The sequence below is a fragment of the Micromonospora sp. NPDC005206 genome, from assembly GCF_040608175.1.
GTDB lineage: Bacteria > Actinomycetota > Actinomycetes > Mycobacteriales > Micromonosporaceae > Micromonospora.
Genome location: NZ_JBEXHU010000031.1, coordinates 33,245 through 50,512 on the forward strand (window position 1 = coordinate 33,245; position 17,268 = coordinate 50,512).

16 protein-coding genes and 1 pseudogene are annotated in these 17,268 nt (G+C 69.4%); 8 read left to right on the forward strand and 9 right to left on the reverse strand.

The window, feature by feature from the left end; all coding sequences use genetic code 11:
- Nucleotides 1-5: 5 nt before the first annotated feature.
- Nucleotides 6-302 carry a pilin gene (locus tag ABZU69_RS33265; protein ID WP_354968254.1) on the reverse strand — a complete coding sequence of 99 codons (297 nt, stop codon included), beginning with the start codon at nucleotides 300-302 and terminating at the stop codon, nucleotides 6-8.
- A gap of 571 nt (nucleotides 303-873) precedes the next feature.
- Complete coding sequence (locus ABZU69_RS33270; RefSeq protein WP_354968255.1) at nucleotides 874-2,049, reverse strand: IS110 family transposase; 1,176 nt, start codon at nucleotides 2,047-2,049, stop codon at nucleotides 874-876.
- 312 nt (nucleotides 2,050-2,361) lie between these two features.
- Here ABZU69_RS33270 and ABZU69_RS33275 point away from each other — a divergent pair, with 312 nt between their 5' ends.
- Nucleotides 2,362-3,414: an IS110 family transposase gene (locus tag ABZU69_RS33275; RefSeq protein ID WP_354968256.1), complete on the forward strand. Its 1,053-nt coding sequence runs from the start codon at nucleotides 2,362-2,364 to the stop codon at nucleotides 3,412-3,414.
- Nucleotides 3,415-3,823: 409 nt separating this feature from the next.
- Here the strand turns inward: ABZU69_RS33275 and ABZU69_RS33280 are convergent, their stop codons facing one another.
- Together ABZU69_RS33280 and ABZU69_RS33285 are read right to left on the reverse strand one after the other, a co-directional pair.
- A complete protein-coding gene (locus ABZU69_RS33280) occupies nucleotides 3,824-5,047 on the reverse strand; it encodes a hypothetical protein (RefSeq protein ID WP_354968257.1) in 1,224 nt (407 codons plus the stop codon).
- Between the two features lie 204 nt (nucleotides 5,048-5,251).
- Nucleotides 5,252-5,638, reverse strand: coding sequence for a helix-turn-helix domain-containing protein (locus ABZU69_RS33285; protein WP_354968258.1), 387 nt, complete (start codon nucleotides 5,636-5,638; stop codon nucleotides 5,252-5,254).
- 61 nt (nucleotides 5,639-5,699) lie between these two features.
- Here ABZU69_RS33285 and ABZU69_RS33290 point away from each other — a divergent pair, with 61 nt between their 5' ends.
- Nucleotides 5,700-7,955: an SDR family NAD(P)-dependent oxidoreductase gene (locus ABZU69_RS33290; RefSeq protein ID WP_354968259.1), complete on the forward strand. Its 2,256-nt coding sequence runs from the start codon at nucleotides 5,700-5,702 to the stop codon at nucleotides 7,953-7,955.
- Nucleotides 7,956-8,178: 223 nt separating this feature from the next.
- On the opposite strand, the gene ABZU69_RS33295 is transcribed toward ABZU69_RS33290, so the two are convergent.
- Nucleotides 8,179-8,619, reverse strand: a complete 441-nt coding sequence (locus ABZU69_RS33295) for a hypothetical protein (protein WP_354968260.1) — start codon at nucleotides 8,617-8,619, stop codon at nucleotides 8,179-8,181.
- A gap of 449 nt (nucleotides 8,620-9,068) precedes the next feature.
- On the opposite strand from ABZU69_RS33295, the gene ABZU69_RS33300 reads away from it, so the two are divergent.
- The 3 genes from ABZU69_RS33300 (at nucleotide 9,069) to ABZU69_RS33310 (ending at nucleotide 12,554) form a co-directional block, all read left to right on the forward strand.
- Complete coding sequence (locus tag ABZU69_RS33300; RefSeq protein WP_354968261.1) at nucleotides 9,069-9,584, forward strand: SMI1/KNR4 family protein; 516 nt, start codon at nucleotides 9,069-9,071, stop codon at nucleotides 9,582-9,584.
- Nucleotides 9,585-9,704: 120 nt separating this feature from the next.
- Nucleotides 9,705-10,334: a VOC family protein gene (locus ABZU69_RS33305; protein ID WP_354968262.1), complete on the forward strand. Its 630-nt coding sequence runs from the start codon at nucleotides 9,705-9,707 to the stop codon at nucleotides 10,332-10,334.
- Between the two features lie 375 nt (nucleotides 10,335-10,709).
- A complete protein-coding gene (locus tag ABZU69_RS33310) occupies nucleotides 10,710-12,554 on the forward strand; it encodes a LamG-like jellyroll fold domain-containing protein (protein ID WP_354968263.1) in 1,845 nt (614 codons plus the stop codon).
- A gap of 107 nt (nucleotides 12,555-12,661) precedes the next feature.
- Here ABZU69_RS33310 and ABZU69_RS33315 read toward each other — a convergent pair whose 3' ends face one another.
- Nucleotides 12,662-12,802, reverse strand: a complete 141-nt coding sequence (locus tag ABZU69_RS33315) for a hypothetical protein (protein WP_354968264.1) — start codon at nucleotides 12,800-12,802, stop codon at nucleotides 12,662-12,664.
- Nucleotides 12,803-13,200: 398 nt separating this feature from the next.
- Between ABZU69_RS33315 and ABZU69_RS33320 the strand changes: the two genes are divergently transcribed.
- Entirely contained in the window at nucleotides 13,201-13,557 is a 357-nt protein-coding gene (locus ABZU69_RS33320) for a YciI family protein (protein ID WP_354968265.1), read from the forward strand.
- A 15-nt stretch (nucleotides 13,558-13,572) separates the two neighbouring features.
- Entirely contained in the window at nucleotides 13,573-14,805 is a 1,233-nt protein-coding gene (locus tag ABZU69_RS33325) for a sigma-70 family RNA polymerase sigma factor (RefSeq protein WP_354968266.1), read from the forward strand.
- 391 nt (nucleotides 14,806-15,196) lie between these two features.
- Here ABZU69_RS33325 and ABZU69_RS33330 read toward each other — a convergent pair whose 3' ends face one another.
- A complete protein-coding gene (locus tag ABZU69_RS33330; protein ID WP_354968271.1) occupies nucleotides 15,197-15,592 on the reverse strand; it encodes an FAD-dependent monooxygenase in 396 nt (131 codons plus the stop codon).
- 297 nt (nucleotides 15,593-15,889) lie between these two features.
- Here ABZU69_RS33330 and ABZU69_RS33335 point away from each other — a divergent pair, with 297 nt between their 5' ends.
- Nucleotides 15,890-16,207 (forward strand): TetR/AcrR family transcriptional regulator C-terminal domain-containing protein, encoded by a 318-nt coding sequence (locus ABZU69_RS33335; RefSeq protein ID WP_354968267.1) that lies wholly within the window; start codon nucleotides 15,890-15,892, stop codon nucleotides 16,205-16,207.
- 183 nt (nucleotides 16,208-16,390) lie between these two features.
- Here ABZU69_RS33335 and ABZU69_RS33340 read toward each other — a convergent pair.
- Nucleotides 16,391-16,921: pseudogene (locus ABZU69_RS33340) on the reverse strand (PhzF family phenazine biosynthesis protein); the annotation flags it as partial.
- 22 nt (nucleotides 16,922-16,943) lie between these two features.
- Nucleotides 16,944-17,268 (reverse strand): transposase (locus ABZU69_RS33345; RefSeq protein ID WP_354968268.1); only part of this gene is annotated, 325 nt, incomplete at its 5' end.

A 17,268-nucleotide genomic window follows, 5' to 3' on the forward strand; every position in this document is an offset into this window, starting at 1 on the left:
TGTCCTCAGCCGCCGATGATGCCCTGCAGGACCTGCAGGATCACGGGGGAGAGGACCGTCAGCGCGTAGCCGATCAAGGCGGACTTGAGGTTGCCCTTCGCCTGCTCGACCTGGGCCGGGTCACCGCCGGCGGCCATGTAGCGGAGACCGCCGATGACCAGGAACATTGTCGCGACCAGCGCGATGATGCCCATGATCCACGTGGTGATCGAGGAGATGACCTCGTTGATGGATTTTGGAGCCGCGAGTGGCTGCGGCGCGGCGGCAGCGAGGTCGGACAGGACTGACAGAGTCGTGTGCATTGCGACGCTCCACAGGAGATCTGCGGGCCGCCGCGGTGGGGACCAGGGCGAAGCTTCGACTGGGCCGGTGGGGGCGCTCCTCCCTTGCGCTATGGGAAGGGTTGCGGTGTCAGTACGCCGCGCCAGCCGTGCCGGACCAGTGGCCTCGCCGGATGGGAGGTCCCCACCGGGCGGGCATGCCGTGGATGACATGCACTGCCCAGATCTCGGCTGTCAGGCCGATCGAACTCGCCTGGCGCCTGTCACGACCTGACAAGACCGGTCAGCGACTCACGTAGTCCCCCCCGGGACCGCGAACCAGGAAGGTTGGCGCGGACCGGAACGCCAAGAGGCCGTCCCGGGCGTTCGCACGAGACGGCCTTGTGCCGAGACCAGTAAGGGATCGGCGTGCGGCCCAACAACAGAGCCAGGAGAGTGCTCGGAGTAAAACTGGGCAGCAGGTAGGCCTTCCTTCAGAGAGCAGCTATCCGACGTCCGCGGGATCTGACGGTCAGCGCGGTCGGTGACCCTGCGTGTCAGATGCCCTGTGCGCGGCTAACCGCTCAACTCCCGGATCTGGCTCCCCTCTGTGTCAAGACACCGCCGCGAGCGGGGTTCTAAGCTGGGTCTCGGCGGGTCCGGGAAGTGACTTCTCCGAAGAACCGGCATGGGGATGCGAGCTGGTCACGCTGGAGTCTGTAGTCGTTTCCCGGTGTCCTCCCGGGCCCGCTGCCGCGGTTGCGGCGTCGTTGAGCATGCGTCGGTAGACGATGTCGGACAGGCGTCGTTTCAGCGCGCGCATGGCTTCCATCGATGTCTTGCCGGATGCCTTTTTCCGGTCGAAGTAGGCGCGTCCTTCGGTGGGATTGCGCAGCTGGACGGTGGCCATGATGTGCAGCACCCGGTTGATCTGTCGGTTGCCGGCGCGGGAAAGTCGGTGTCGGACCTGGTCGCCGGAGGAGGCGTCGATGGGGGCGGTGCCGTTCCAGGAAGCGAAGTGGGCCCGGTTGGGGAAGCGAGCGATGTCGCCGACCTCGACCAGCAGCCGGGCGGCGCCGGAGGGCCCGATGCCATGCAGGTCCATCAGCGTGGTTCCGGTGGAGGCGACCAGCTCCTTTAGTTCTTTGTCGGCGTCCTTGGAACGTTGGTAGATCCGTTCGAGGTCACTGATCAGCTCGGCGGCGACCCGGCGTCGGGCCTTGCCGACCGCGTCACGGGGTCTCACCGTGGCCAGCAGTGCCTTGGCCTGGGCGGCGGACAGGCTCTTCTTCGCTCCACCAGGGATCAGCTCCAGCAGCAGTTGGTGCAGTTGAGAGACCATTCGGGTGTGGCCCTCGCCGAGGGAGCGGCGCCGATCGACCAGGATCCGCGGCAGGGCAAGCTGTTCGTCGTTGACCGGCGGGCGTAGCCCGGCCATCCGGGTGCCGACCAGCGCGATGGAGTGGGCGTCGGTGGCATCGGTCTTGCGGCCCTGGCCGGTGGCGAACACCCGCGCCCGGGCCGACAACTTCGGTGGGACATCCACGACCTGTTCGCCATCGGTCAGCAACCGGTTGGCGATGTGCCGGCCGATGCCCTGGCAGCCCTCGATCGCCCAGACCCGGTGCGGCCACTGCTTGGCGTAATTCTTCATCGCCGCGTAGCCGTCCCGGCCGGTGTCGAAGCGGCCCGCGCCGATGACGGTCTCGTCGCCGGCCATGACCTCGATCGTGGCTGAACGCTTGTGCGGGTCCATGCCGATGACCACGCGATCCGACGTGACACTCAACAGGTCCTCCCATGCTCGATCCACCTGGTTCATCGAGCCGGGAGGGCAACGCTACTTCGAGCCGAGCAAACCCCTGACTTGTCTACTGGCTTCAGGCGCTGGGGTCTGCAGCCCGTAGCGTCAGGGCGCCGGTCGGCACTGGCTCGCATACCCCTTGCCGCTCTCGGGCTGGCTCTTCAAGAGCGTGCCACCGCTGGCCGGCGCCCGGCCGTAGCGTGGCTCAACAGAGGCGTGCTCAAGGACTTCTTCAAGTCAGGCTGCCCGCCACGGCGTTGTTCCTCATTCGCCTGGTGGAAGGAACCCCAGACCTCCGTGATCACGATCGGCATCGACCCGCACAAGTCCTCCTTGACCGCCGTCGCCCTCGACGAGACCGGTCAGCTCCTCGCGACTCGGCGGATCACCGTCAACGCCGCGGCATACAAGACGCTGACCGGCTGGGCCGTCAGCTGGCCGCAGCGCCGATTCGCGGTCGAAGGCGCCGCCTGCCTGGGACGTGGTATCGCGCAACTGCTGGCCGCAGCCGGCGAAAACGTCGTCGGCGTGCCGGCCACCCTCGCATCCCGAGCCCGTCTGCTGGACACCGGCGGCACCCGCAAGACGGACGCCGCGGACGCCGCCAGCGTCGCGCATGCCGCCCTGCGCCACAAACGGCTGCGCCCCGTCGCGGCCGAGAACGACCACACCCGTCTGCGGTTGCTGTCTGAGCGCCGAGATGACCTGGCCCGCGAACGCGTCCGGCTACTCAACCGACTCCACGTGCTGCTGCGCGATCTGATCCCCGGCGGCGCGGCGCTGGACCTGACCGCGGACAAGGCCGCCGCGCTGCTGCGCAGCGTCCCGCCGGTCACCGCCACCGACAGCTGTCGCCGCGACCTGGCCCGGGACATGATCGCGGACCTGCGCCACCTGGACCGGCGGCTACACGCCAACCAGACCCAGACCCGGCAGGTCCTGGCCGAGACCCACTCCACCATCGTGGACATGCGTGGCGTCGGGCATCTCATCGCCGCCAAGGTGCTCGGCCACGTCGGCGACATCACCCGCTTCCCGAACGCCGACCACTTCGCCAGCTACGCCGGCACCTCGCCCCTGGAGGCTTCCAGCGGCGAACGCCGCCGCCACCGACTCAACCCCACCGGCAACCGGCAACTTAACACCGCCCTGCACACCATCGCGCTGGTCCAAGCCCGCGACCCCGGACCCGGACGCGTCTACTACCAGCGCAAACTCGCCGAAGGAAAGACACCCGCCGAGGCGCGACGCGCCCTCAAACGCCGCCTCACCAACGTCCTCTACCGGCACCTCACCAGAGATCAACTCAAGTTGACGACCGGAAGGGTTGACACACAGAGGCGCTCTTGAGCCTCTCCCCGCCCTTGGGGCGACGCCCGGGACTGCGCAGGCCAAATGAGAGCCACACAACCAGCGTGGGCAGCCGAAATGAGAGCGACAGCCCGGGCGCCCCGACCGAAGCCTGGCCGGACCGGGGTCATAGGTCAATGAAACAAGTAGCCGAGATGAGTGCATTTGGACGAGGCCCGATGAAATGGCTCCACATCGTGGAGATCCACGTGCCGCTCGGCGTCGAGCCAGAGAATTTCTCAGTCCCGTCGCGTGGGTGTAGAGCGCCTCGGCGAGCTCTCCACCCCCAGCATCGCCCGCAGCCGCACGAGCACGGCCAGCGCGATCTTCCCGAGTGGGTGGCTGTCAGCCGCGACACGCCGTATGACGTTAGCCCGCAAAACCGGCCAGAACCGTCGGATCGGACCGGTCAGGGCCGCGATTCGATCGACAGGCCTGGCACGTACTCGAGCACGACCGCCCTCAGGTAGCGCGGGGTGGTGGGGAGATCGACCGCTCCCACCGCGAACATCAGCGGGCTGCCCGGGGTCCCGGCGATCCCGTGCAGGCTCATGCCGACCGCGTCCAGCGGCTGCGGCGCGGGCATGCCGACCCACGCGCCCGTGCTGTACGCGGCGAGCGCCGCGCTCGGCGCTCGGGAGTTCTCGATCAACCACGGCAGTCCGGCCGGGTCGGTCGCCACGTCGGGCAGCGCGCCACCCGGCGCGTCCCGGAGCATCTCGAAGGATCCACCGCTGCCGCGCACGGCCAACCCACCGTCGCCGACCGCCCACAGCTCGCCGGACGAGCGACCCGCGAGCGCTTCGAACGAGGACTCCTGTTCGTTGATGCCCACCTGGACCGTACGCCAGCCTGAGCCGCTCCAGTGGAAGAGCAGCGGGCCCTTGAACCCCTTCCACGCGCCGTTGCCGGCGGCCCAGACGTCATCCGAGCCAAAGGCCTTGATCGCGGTGAAGGTGCAGAAGTTCGGCATGCCACCGAAGGACGTGCCGCCGGTGCGGCATTCGGCGGGCGACTGGTGCGACTGCCAGGACCGGCCGTCCCACTGCTCGATGATCACCTCGCTCTGGTGATTGCCCACCACCCAGGCGTGTGCACCCACGACGGTGAGTCCGGTGATCAGCGCGTAGCTCTTGCTGTTGCCCCGCGCGAACGGCACCTCGCGCCAGGCGGTCCCGTCGTAGTGCAGGACGTGCGTCACCTGGTCCTCCGGGACGGCGGCGGCCGTGCTGCCGACCGCCCAGACGTTCGAGGGCGAGTCGGCCGCGACGAGGTCGAACCGACCGCGCCACGCGATCGCCGGCAGCGCCGCGCGTGCCCAACGCGTCCCGTCCCACTGGAGGACCAACGGGGTGCCGGTGTCGTTCGGCTGTTCGGGCGAGTAGGCCTCGCTGCCGACGGCCCACGCGTGCGTGGCGTCCACCGACACGACGTCCCACAGCACGCTGGTCGGCCCGGCCAGCTCCGGCAGCGTGGCCAGGCGCCAGGCCGGTGCCGGCGCGTTGGTAACGACGGCTTCGGGCGACCCGCTGGCGGCGGTCGCGGAGGGTCCCGAGGGTGATGCCGAGGTGCTCGTGCCGGCGCACCCCGACGCCAGCAGGACCGCGGCCAACGTCAGGGCAATCTTGCGCATGGCACCGATGCTCGCAGGGCGGCGCCACCGCGGGGTTCCCGTTGATCAACGCGCTATACGGGCGTGGATCACGGCGAAGCCGTACAGGTGCCAACCCGGGACGCGGAAGGGCCCAGACCACCGTCAGGGCGTCGTGCCCGAAGACGTGCCGCATCTGGGCCAGCAGGGACGGGAACCGGGTCGGAGGTCAGCGCCCGCTGGACTTCATGATCGCGCGTCGAACTGGGCGCGCGCCTGAAAGACGCGATCCATGCGTGTCTCTGCCCAGGTCTTGATCGCGACCATCACCGGGAACAGGTCGTGGCCGAGCGGTGTGAGCGCGTAGTCGACGCGGGCCGGCACCGACGCGGTCACGGTGCGGGTGAGCAGACCATCGCGTTCCAGTGTGCGCAGGGTCTGGGTGAGCATCTTCTGGCTGACGCCGGCGATGCGGCGGGCGAGCTCGCTGTGCCGCTGCGGGCCACTGGCGAGCGCCGCGACCACCAGCGCCGCCCATTTGTCGGTGAGCGTGCTCAACAGTTCCCGAGTCGGGCAGCCCGCCAGGAACGCGTCATAGTCGCGATCTTGACAGGTTCCGAGCTGAAGCCACAATCATGCGATGGGCGGGCTCATGCATTGGGTGCGGATTGCTGCGGGTGTCACCGGACGTGGCGTGAGTCCTGACCGGCTGCGCGCGGCGGTCGCCGGTCGTACGGTCCTCGTGACCGGCGCGTCTGAGGGGATCGGCGCGGTGACTGCCCGCCGGCTGGCCGCGGCGGGCGCCGTTGTACTTCTTGTGGCACGCACGGCCTCGCGGCTGGAGCAGGTTCGGGACGAGATCGTCGCGGGCGGCGGCGTGGCGTACGTTCACCCCGCTGACCTCTCAGTACCCGCGGAGGCCGCCGCGCTGGCGGAGGAGTTGCTGACGCGGTACCGCCGGATCGATGTGGTGGTCAACAATGCCGGGCGGTCGATCCGCCGTGCGGTGGCCGACACCGCCGACCGGTTCCACGACCTCGAACGCACGATCAACCTGAATTACCTGGGGCCGGCGCAACTGCTGCTGGTGCTGCTGTCCGGCATGCGGACCACCGGCGGTGGGCACGTCGTGAACGTCTCGACGGCCGGACTCGCCATCAACGCCCCGCACTGGTCGGCGTACCACGCCTCGAAGGCGGCGTTCGACACGTGGCTGCGCACTGCCGCCGCGGAGCTGCGGCATGACGACGTCACCGTCAGCACCGTGTACTGCAACCTGGTGCGTACCCGGATGCTTGCACCTACCGCGCACTACCGGCGTGCGCCGGCGATGTCGGCCGACGAGGCGGCGGGCATCGTGTGCCGCGCCGTCGCGCGCCCGCGGACCTGGTGGCCATGGTGGGCTCGGCTCGGCTCGGCGGCGGCGGCCACGCTGCCCCGCGCGGTGGAGCGGGCGCTCGCCGCGGGGCTACAGGTGGTGGCGGCGACCGAACCGGTACGGGTCATGGTCGGCGCGGGCCTTCTGCGGCCGGGCCGGCTGGTGCGGTTGGCGCGGGCTGGCCGCCGCCACGGGCGTACCCTCGCCACGGCGGTCGCCGCCGGGTCGCCGACGGCGGTCGCCGTGATCGATGAGGACGGACCGGCCACGTACGCGGAACTCGACGCGGCCGCCGGCAGGTGCGCGGCGGCGGCCCAGGCGACCCTCGGCGTACAGCCCGGTGACCGGGTGGGCCTCGCCTGCCGCGACCACCGCGGCTTCGTCGCGGCAGCGGCCGGCCTAGCCCGCGCCGGCGCTGACGTGCTGCTGCTGCCCCCGGGCCTGCCCGCCGACCGGCTAACCGACCTGGTGACCCGGGAACGCCTGGTCGCATTGGTACACGAGTCGGGCGCGCCGGCGTGCCCGGTGCCCGCCGTGCCGATATCCGTGCTGTTGGCTGGCGACCCGGCGACGTATCCGCCCCGAGGGCGCGGCAAGGGCCGGATGTCGGTGCTCACGTCCGGCACCACCGGCACCCCTCGCAGCGTGTCCCGACCCCTGCCGGTGCGCATGCTCCTCGGCCCGGCCATCACCCACCTGCGGCTCACCCCGGTCCGCCCTGGGGAACCGATCGCCGTCGCCGCACCGATCCACCACGGCTACGGGCTGACGTACCTCTCGGCCGGCCTGACCCTCGGCAGCCCGGTGGTGCTGGTCAGCGGCCGCGACCCGCAGGACATCCTCGACGCGGTTGAGGAGCACCGCGCCCGGTTGCTCGTCGCACTGCCCATCCAACTGCGGCGCATGTGCGACCTACCCGTGACCGATCGCCCCCCGCTCCGCCACCTGCGGGCGGTGATCAGCGGCGCCGCCCCTCTACCGGCCGAACTCGGCGAGCGGCTGCGCGGACTCTTCGGCGACCGCGTCTTCAACATGTACGCGACGACCGAGGCAGGCTGGGCCGCGATGGCCACGCCTACCGACCTGCGAGCCGCGCCCGGCACCGTCGGCCGGTCACCGCGAGGCGTACGACTGCGGGTCGTCGACGGCGCTGGCGCGCCCCTCCCACCCGGCCACGTCGGTGAGGTACAGGTCAGCGGATGGCAGCCGGGCAGAGTCTGGCTCGCCACTGGTGACCTCGGCCACCTCGACCTGGTGGGCCGGCTCCTGCTGGACGGCCGGATCGACGACATGATCGTCTCCGGTGGACAGAACGTGTACCCCGCCCCCGTCGCCGCCGTGATCACCAGCCACCCCGACGTAGCAGACGCCGTGCTGCGGCCGGTACCCGACGAGGGGTTCGGCCAGCGCCTGCTGGCCACGGTCGAGGTGCATACAGATCGCACGTTGACCGAGGCCAGCCTCCGCGAGTGGCTACGGCACCGGCTCACCCGCGCCGAACTGCCCCGTGACATCGTCATCGTCACGACGTTGCCCCGCTCGGCCACTGGCAAGCCGACCCGGGACCGGTAACCAAGTACCCGCCCGGGTCCGACACCGTGACCATCAACGGCCGGGACGACGACGGCCGCGACCTGCGGCTGGGCCATCCCGAGTGACGCCAGCCGGGCCAGGTCACGCCCCGTGAAGTCCCTGATCGATGACCGTCGGGACCGTCAGTGGTGCAGCAGCGCTGGTAGTGGCTCGAGCCCGGGCTGCCCTGGGTCGGCGGGGGCCCGCCGACCAGGGCCACCGGTCAGCGGCGGCCGGTGGCCAGGGCGACGAGGAACTGTCCGCCGCCTGCGTCGACGCTTGCGGTCACCGGCAGTCCGGGCACCAGCCGGGAGAACCGGTCGACCAGCCAGTCCGCCGCCTCCTGGGCGTCCTTCTTGCTCGGACAGCGGGCGACCAGCTCGCGGCCGCCCTTGCGTTCGAGTCGCTCGGCGACGGTGATCAATGGCGCAGGCTCCACCACGTGCAGACGGTCCGGCCAGGCGATGATCACCTTGACAGCGCCCTTGCGGGTGTTGCACGCACGGTGCGCAAGTCGTTCGGCGACCTTGGCCTTCTTGTCGGCGGTGCGGCTGTCGACGCTGGGACCACGCGGGTCGTTCACCGACATGTCGGCGTCGACCGGCTCGTCGCACACCCAGCATCGCCAACTGTCACGCCTCGCGACGTCATCGAGGAGACTCATCCGAGCAAACTAGCCTGTCAGCCCCCCGGCCAACGACAGCCCCGGCCGCGGCGAGCGCCGCCAGTCCGTAAAGGGGTGCAAGGAATTCGCTCGCCTGCGCCGTCCGCCTTGAATCGCGGTGCGATATCGCACCGCCGATGGCAGCTGTTGACGGTGAGCTGCACCAAGTCTGGATCTCTGGCCTGGTCGCCACCGACGTACTGCCGCTGTTGGTGAACGCATGTTCCGCAGCGTGCGTGGCGGCACTGCCGCAGCCGCACCCCGGCTACCATCCGACGCCGCACACCGGCAGCCCACACATCCTTCAGCCAGCTGCGAGGGGTTGAGGCGACAAGTACACCTGCGCGCACGACTGACGATGAGTGGATGCCCGGCGGTTTGTCCGTCGTGCGACCGCAGGCGAGGTCTTCCCGGCAGGGCAGCCGTGTCCGTCTGCGTAGGATCGCCTGGTGACAGAAGAGGACCGAACACTGCCGGCCGTCGTCGAAGAAGCACACGCATCGGGGTTCTTCGAGGACCACGATGGCCACGACTTCCAGCCGGACGCCATGTTCATGGGGTCCGCCGGGACCACCGAGTGGTGGCGTCACTGGACCGGCGACTCAGCCGCCGACGCCCCACCGTTTCGGGTCTTCGGGCGCGACGGGTCCGGCGGGTTGGCTGCCTTCTGGATCCGTGCGCCGGGAGCCGCAATCGAAACACAACCCATCGTGTTCCTCGGTTCGGAGGGCGAACTGCACGTCATCGCCCGAGACCTGGGTGACTACCTCTGGCTGCTGGCGGGCGGCGTTGGACCCTTGGAGACCGTCGACGGCCTTCACCGCGTACCCGAGCCCGTCCCGGAGCTCGTCGCCCTTGCTCAGCGATACACCGACACTGCGCCACGGACCGTTGCGGCACTGATCGCCGCCGCCGATACCGAGCTACCCGCGTTGACAGCGCTCGTCAATTCCGCAACCAAGTAGGCACGGGGGATCCGTACGACTGGCGCACCCTCACCGATCTGCCTCCGCCCGACGTCCGAATCTGCCGCTTAGAGGCGTTGCCGGTGCCGCGACGGTGACACACCGTCTATGTTCGCTGGCATGACTGGCCAGATCACGGCAGGGCAGTTCCACGAGGCCGACGGCGTCGAGGACTGGCGCTCCCTATACCATGTGGTCTCGGCCTACTTCAAGACCGGCTCGCTTGCCAAAGGCATCGCGCTCGTCGATGAAATCGGCCGGCTCGCCGACGAAACTGAACAGCGCTACCTCAACATCGACCTGCGCGACGCCGGCGTCACCGTATCCCTCGGGCAGCGCGACATAGCTCTGGCCCGACGTATCTCGGCCGCCGCCAGGGATCTGGACATCTCGGCTGACCCGGCTGCCGTGCAGCTCATAAACGTCACCCTCGACGCACTCGTCGGAACGGAAGTGCTGCCGTTCTGGCGCGCGGTGCTGGGCTACCGCCAGATCGGCGAGGATTACCTGTTTGACCCGTCGCGCCGTGGCCCGGGCTTTGGGTTGCAGCGAATGGATACCACGCGTCTACAACGCAACCGCATGCATCTCGATGTCGCCGTCCCGCACGATCAGGCGCAGGCCCGCATAGCCGCCGCCCTGGCCGCGGGCGGCCGACTGGTCTCCGATGCACACGCGCCCATGTGGTGGGTCCTGGCCGACGCCGAGGGCAACGAGGCGTGCGTCGCCACCTGGCTTGGACGCGGATAACAGGCCGCCCCGCACACTCTCATGCCGCTGACAATGCGCGGCGTTCGTGAGCGCGCCCCCCAAATCGACCGATGCGGCGTCGGGAGCCAGCGCTGGTGCCAGCCGAGGCCCTGGGGTCGGCAGCTCACGATCCATCGGCGGTCGGGGGCCGTGGTGCGAGCCCGGAGGGGCGACCGGGGCGTGCCCGGCGGGTTAACCCGGAGTACGCGTGTAGTCGCCGGCGGCGCGAGCTGCGGGCGTAGCCGTGGGTGCGTCGGTGGCGGCAGGTGGTCGAGATTCAGGGGAGTTCGGGCGGCGTTGCCGGGCACCATGATCAACGTTCGTGGTCGGGGGGCGTACTGAGCCTGGAGCATCATCGATCTGAGGAGCAACCCCATGCAACAAGGCCCGAGTCGGCGCCGATTCCTTCAGAACGCCGGCCTGGTCGGTGCCGGTCTGGTCGGCGCCGGCACCGTCGGGGCCCAGGCGCCCGCGTCGGCGAGCGCGCACGGCGGCGGCGGTCGGCCCGACCCCGACCTGCCCCATTTCACGCTCGCCGTCATCCCGGACACGCAGTACCTCTTCGACACCGACCGCGGTGACCCGGCGCCGTTGGCGGCGAGTCTGCGCTGGATCATCGACAACCAGGCGCAGCGGAACATCGTCTTCACCGCCCACCTCGGCGACATCGTCGAGAACGCGCGCGCCGACGAACTCGCCGCCGCCGGCAAGGTGTTCGAGACCTTCGACCGTCAACGGATGCCGTACAGCGTGCTCGCCGGCAATCACGACATCAACTCGTCCACGACCGACCAGCGAGGGCCGAGCCCCTACCTCGACGTGTTCGGGCCAGAGCGGTTCCGGAAGCTGCCGACGTACGGCGGAGCGACCAAGGACGGCTACAACACGTACCACGTCTTCACCGCCGCGGGGCGGCAGTGGCTGCTGCTAGCGCTCGACTGGCGTCCGTCGGACGCCGGTCTCGCCTGGGCGAAGTCGGTCCTGGCCGCGCATCCGCACATCCCGGTCATCCTCACCACCCACGACATGGTGTACGCGGACGACACCGCAGCGGCGACGCTCTCCGGGCACGGTCAGCGGCTCTGGGACGAACTCGTCGCGGAGAGCGACCAGATCTTCCTCACCCTCAACGGGCACTACTGGCCGCCCGGCCGGACCGTGCTGCGCAACGCCGCCGGGCACGACGTGCACCTGCACATCACCAACTACCAGGACCGCTACTACGGCGGCAGCGCGATGATCCGGCTCTACCAGTTCGACCTGGCACGCAACACGATCGACGTGGAGACCTTCTCGCCGTGGATCCTCGGGCAGCGGCCCGAGCAGCGCAACGTCCTGGAGCAGCGCGAGATGGAGCTGACCGGCGCAACCAACCGGTTCAGCATCGGGGTCGACTTCGCGGCGCGGTTCGCAGGCTTCGACCCGGTGCCGCCTCGTGCGCCCCGCAACCCGGCCACCATGCTGGTCCCGGGCACGCTCGCCTACTGGCGGTTCGACAAGGGGCGCGGCGACGGCGTCGCAGTGCCGGACGGCGGCCGGATCGAGGATCTCTCCGGGCGCGGGAACCATCTCACCCGGGCCACCCTCGCCGGTAGCGGGCCGGAGGCGCTGCGCTGGTCCGGAGAGCACCACCCCGACCAGCCGGCTCACGCCAGCCTCCGCTTCGACGGTGCCAAGAAGCCGGCGCGCGGCGCGTACCTACGGACCGTCGACGGCGCCCCGCTCAACGCCGAGACCTTCCGCGACGGCTACACCATCGAAGCGTTCGTCAAGCTGCCCGCCGACGTTCGGGCGAGCAACCACGCGTGGATGAGCATCCTGAGCCGCTTCGGCGCCGGCCGGGACGCGGGCAAGACCGGCGGCGACCCGTCGGAGCCGATCGCCACGCTGAGCCTGTCGGACGGCATGGCGTTGCAGTGGGCCGTCTTCCCGCTCAACCAGAACGACATCTCCAGCAACTGGGGCCACGAGATGCCCGCCGACGAGTGGTTCCACGTCGCGGTGGTCAACGACGGGAAGACCACCACCTTGTACGTCGACGGCGCCGAACTGCTGCGCAACCCGTCCACCCCGGCGGTCGGCCTGGCCACGTCGAACGAGCCGTGGCTGGTCGGGGCGTACCACTACGACCGGATCGTGGAGCAGGGCTTCTACGGCTGGATCGGTGACATGCGGGTGGTGAACCGTCCGCTGCCGGTGAGCCGGTTCATGCGGGCCTGACGGTGGAGGTGGCGTGGGGTGGGCCGGGCGGTCCGGCACCGGTCCACGCCACCTCCGTGCGTCTTGGCGCCGACGGCGTAGCACCTGTCGCTGGGCCTGGAACGGGCTCAATCGGAGACGGCGGAGGAGCCTTCCAGCGACGCATCCGTCGGTGCCGGCGGGTTGAACCGGGAGCAGGCGCGCACTTGCCAGCGAGGCGCGCTGGCCTGTTCGATCTCCACGACGTGGTCGATCTCGAATTCGACCATCCGGCCGTGCACCGGGGAACCGGCTCGCTCGCTCCGGGTCCCAGTTGATCCGCCCGGTTCCGTTGAGCTACAGGGTGCGGCCGGTTTCCCAGTCGGGGTGGACGAGCCCGGTTCGGGAATCGAGCTGCATGCCGCCGAGGCTCATGAAGAAGGAGTTGCCGACGTAGTCCGGCCAGCTGATCGTCCCCTCGTCGAGGACGGTGACGAATCGGGCTGTCCGCCGCGGGACCTACCGGCGGAAACGTCGTGCAGAGCACTCTCGGTCGGATCGACGGCCCGCGATCGTTCCCAGGTCGTCGCGCCAGAATTTCGTCCCGGCTGTCGATCTGCCACCCTCCGGGCTCGTCGTAGGGTAGAGGCCACCACAGAGGGGCCGGCACACGATGGGGCTATGAGAAATGGCGAAGTACCTGATTCTCATCTTTGGCGACGCCCAGCAGTGGAACGCGATGACTGATGAGGAGTGGAAGGCGAACCACGCCGCCCACGAAGCGTTCGCCGCCAAAGCAGGCTCACGGATCATCGACGGACAGCAGTTGGAGCCGGTGCCCACGGCGACCTCGCTGCGCTCGGACGCGTCCGGCCAGATCCACACGACGGATGGGCCGTTCCTGGAAACTAAGGAAGCGCTGGGCGGTTACTACCTGCTCGAGGCGGCCGACCTGGACGAGGTTCTGTCGATGGTGACGCTGCTACGCGAGGTGCACCAGACGCACAGCGGTGTGGAGATCCGCCCGGTGGTCGACCGCGGATGACGTGGTGAGGCACGGATGAACGATGACGTCCTCGCGGCGGTGGCGCAGGCGCACCGCCGCGACTGGGCCCAGGTGCTCGCCACCACTGCCCATCTGACCCGTGACCTCGACCTCGCCGAGGAATGCACCCAGGACGCTTTCGCCCAGGCCCTGGAGACCTGGGCAGAGACCGGCATTCCCGAGCGACCGGGCGCCTGGCTCACCACCATCGCGCGCAACCGGGCCCGCGATGTCCTGCGCCGCGAGTCGGTGTTCCGTCGCAAGATGCCGTTACTCGTTCGGGACGAGGCGGTGCCGGGCCCCGAGGACGGTCTGGTCGACGACCGGCTGCGGCTCATCTTCACGTGCTGCCACCCTGCGTTGTCCAGGGAGGCGCAGGCCGCCCTGACCCTGCGCCTGGTGTGCGGGCTGTCCACGCCTGAGGTGGCCCGCGCGTTCCTGGTGCAGCCGGCCACCATGGCCGCGCGTGTCACCCGGGCCAAGAAGAAGATCGCCACGGCACGCATCCCATACCGGGTACCGGGCCCGGACCAACTCGAGGAGCGGGTCAGCGCCGTCCTCGAGGTCGTTCATCTCATCTTCACCACCGGTCACACGGCACCGCTCGGCGCTCACCTGGTCCGCCGGGACCTGGTGGACAGCGCGATCAGGTTGGCCCGCATGTTGCATCTGCTCATGCCGACCGACGCCGAGATCAGCGGCCTGCTCGCGCTGTTAGTGCTCATAGCGTCGCGTCTGGACACCCGCGTGTCCGACGACGGGCGCCTGGTGCTCTTGTCTGAGCAGGACCGCTCACGCTGGGACAGGCAGCTCATCGCCGAAGGCCAGTCGTTGTTGACCGATGCGTTGCGCCGACGGCCACCCACACGGTACGCCCTGGAGGCTGCGATAGCGGCCGTGCACGCCGAGGCGCCGACATGGCAGGACACCGATTGGACAGAAGTTGTCGGCCTCTACGATGCCCTGTTCCGGCTGTGGCCTTCGCCTGTGGTCGATCTCAATCGGGCAGTCGCGATCGGCCTGCGCGACGGACCAAGGGCCGGACTCGACGCGCTGACGCCGTTGCTCGCCGATCCGGCCCTGGCCACGTACGGATATCTCAGTGCCGCCCGCGCCGACTTCCTGCGCCAGTTGGGGCAGTGGCCGCAGGCCGCGACGGCCTACGAAGAGGCGCTGACCCTCACCGACAACAGCGTCGAGCGGGTCTTCCTCACTGAGCGGTTGACCGAACTGCAGCAGTATCTGTGATCGTCAGCATTCCACGGACGGTCTTGGAGTACCCGTCGATGCCATAGTGGCCACGGCGGCTAGGCGTGTCTACCGATCTTGTAGTGGTTGACTTCGATGGCGACGGCATCCTGATCGCGCTCTGTCGAGGTGGACCCGCTCAGGACATCCGCGACTACCCCGCCGGGCCATGGGTCATGAACCGGTGGCTGACCCACGTTGGTCAGTCGCCGCCTACCCTCGCGCGGATCTGGGTAGTCGGAACAATGCGTGGCGGCCGTTGTCGTCCCAGAAGCCGGTCTCGGTGCCGGTGGCGAGCAGGGTGGCGTTGAGTGCCTCGCGTTCGGCTCGGGTGGGGACGGCAGGGTGAGGTGCCGGGTCGGTCACGCTGCGGTCTTTCCGCAGCGCGTTCTCAGTCTGCGGGTGCCGGTTCGGCGGGCCGGGCCGTGAAGAAGCGGATGATGTCTTCCGCTGCGGTTGGGGACAGCATCATCGCCTGGACTCGTGCGGACATTTCGGCGATCGGATGAATCCTGGTGAACATCGCCTCTTCGTACGTCCGGATCGCCGAGTCAGGGTCGGCGGGGTTGGCGGCGAGTCGGCTGGCGAGTTCGGCGGCGTCGAGCATGGCCTGGTTGGCGCCCTCGCCGACCGGCGGCATGAGGTGCGCGGCGTCGCCGATGAGGGTGACGCCCGGCCGGCTGGACCAGCGCGTACTGATGGGCATCGCTTCGATCGGGCGCGGCGTCGGCGCGCTGTCGCCGGCCTCGATGAGTGCGGTGAGGCGTGGGTCCCAGCCAGCGAACATGTCCAGCAGAGCGCGCTTAATACGGTATGTGTCGATGGGGCGATCGTCTGCGCGCAGCGAGATCCCGACACGTAGGCGGCCGTCGCCGAGGCGTTGCGCTGCCAGGATCTGGTTCACGCCGACGCACCACAGGTTCCCGGGGCCAACCAGCTCGGCGAGATCGGGATGGCGCCGGTCGACGTCTTCGATGTTCAGCTCTACGAGTGTGGCCACATAGGACAGTTGGACGTCGGTCAGCAGCGACCGGACGACTGAGCGCGCGCCGTCCGCGCCGATGAGGATGTCGCAGCCGGTTCGGTGGCCGCCATCGAACGTCAGTTCCCAGCCCCCGTCAGGTCGCGGGGGCGCCGCGAGGCTTTGGGCGCCCTCAACGCCTTCATCATCGGAGCGGTCCGCAGAGAGGTCACCGAGCGACGCACCGCCCGTTCCACCGGCACCGATGAGGCCGCCTGGCAGGCCAGCCTCGGCCCCTACCTCACACGCATGTTGAAAACCGGCCGATACCCCACCGTCGCCCGGCTCGTCATCGACGGCGCCCACCTCAATGCCGAGGAAACCTTCAACCACAACCTGACCACCGTCTTGGACGGCATCACCAGCCGACCCCCCACGTGACCTACCGCTCTGAGGCCAGCGGCCGGCTGGAAGCCGATGCACCTTGATCAGATATCCGGATCTGCCGCCGATCGCGCGTCACAGTACGTGACGAGAGAGCGGCAGCGTACGGCGCGCGGTCGTGGCGATGACAGTGCATTGCCAAGTCGTCGACGACAAGTCTTGACGGCTCGACTGGGTTGGTCAGACCCCGCTCGCCTGGATGTCAGGAAGGGCAACGGCGGTGCCGGTCACCGCGATCCCGGTTCCGGGTTGGGCGGGGATCTCGATCGTGAGCAGGCTTGGACGGCCCATGTCCTGGCCCTGGTGCACGGTGACCGTCGCGGGCGGCGCCACCAGGCGCATCTCGCGCAGATAGCCACCCAACGCCGCGGCCGCCGCACCGGTCGCGGCGTCCTCGACAACACCACCGGGTGGGAACGGGTTACGCGCGTGGAATACCAGCGCGGACTCGCGGTAGACCAGGTCGATGGTTGTCCAGTCGCGCTGGGCCATCAGGCTGGCCAACGCCGCTATGTCGTAGTCCAGGCTGGCCAGGCGTTGCCGGCTCGCGGCGGCCACGATGGGATGCCACGCCCCGGCGAAGGCGATCCGCGGCGGCAGCGTCGCGTCGAGGTCGCCCGGCGTCCAGTGCAGCGCTTCGAGCAGCGCCGCAAGGTCGCCGGCGGAGATAGGTTTGCTTTGCGGTTCGACGCTGATCAGCGTGGCGGTGCTAGGCCGTGTTTCATAGCTCGGTTCAGAGCCATTCGTTGATCGCGGCGACGTGGAGTGTGGCCTGGTAGCGCACAGCGAGTTTGTCGAATCTGGTGGCCATGGCTCGGTGGCGTTTGAGCTGGTTGATGCCGCACTCGACGGCGTGACGCTGGCGGTAGGCGATGGGGTCGAAGGTCGGTGGCCGGCCGCCCTTCGCACCTTTCCTGCGCCGGCTGGCGGCCTGGTCGATCTTGATCGGGATGGTGGCCGGGATGCCACGTCGGCGTAGTTCCGCCCGGTTGCCGCGTGAGCTGTATGCCTTGTCCGCCAAGACCCGATCGGGTCGGGTGCGGGGTCGGCCGCCGCCG

Bases quoted from the DNA above. Each gene is read 5' to 3' on its own strand.
- ABZU69_RS33265 (WP_354968254.1), bottom strand. From the start codon at position 302: ATGCACACGACTCTGTCAGTCCTGTCCGACCTCGCTGCCGCCGCGCCG.
- ABZU69_RS33280 (WP_354968257.1), bottom strand. From the start codon at position 5,047: ATGCGCAAGATTGCCCTGACGTTGGCCGCGGTCCTGCTGGCGTCGGGG.
- ABZU69_RS33295 (WP_354968260.1), bottom strand. From the start codon at position 8,619: ATGAGTCTCCTCGATGACGTCGCGAGGCGTGACAGTTGGCGATGCTGG.
- ABZU69_RS33305 (WP_354968262.1), top strand. From the start codon at position 9,705: ATGACTGGCCAGATCACGGCAGGGCAGTTCCACGAGGCCGACGGCGTC.
- ABZU69_RS33310 (WP_354968263.1), top strand. From the start codon at position 10,710: ATGCAACAAGGCCCGAGTCGGCGCCGATTCCTTCAGAACGCCGGCCTG.
- ABZU69_RS33315 (WP_354968264.1), bottom strand. From the start codon at position 12,802: ATGGTCGAATTCGAGATCGACCACGTCGTGGAGATCGAACAGGCCAGC.
- ABZU69_RS33320 (WP_354968265.1), top strand. From the start codon at position 13,201: ATGGCGAAGTACCTGATTCTCATCTTTGGCGACGCCCAGCAGTGGAAC.
- ABZU69_RS33325 (WP_354968266.1), top strand. From the start codon at position 13,573: ATGAACGATGACGTCCTCGCGGCGGTGGCGCAGGCGCACCGCCGCGAC.
- ABZU69_RS33330 (WP_354968271.1), bottom strand. From the start codon at position 15,592: ATGTTCGCTGGCTGGGACCCACGCCTCACCGCACTCATCGAGGCCGGC.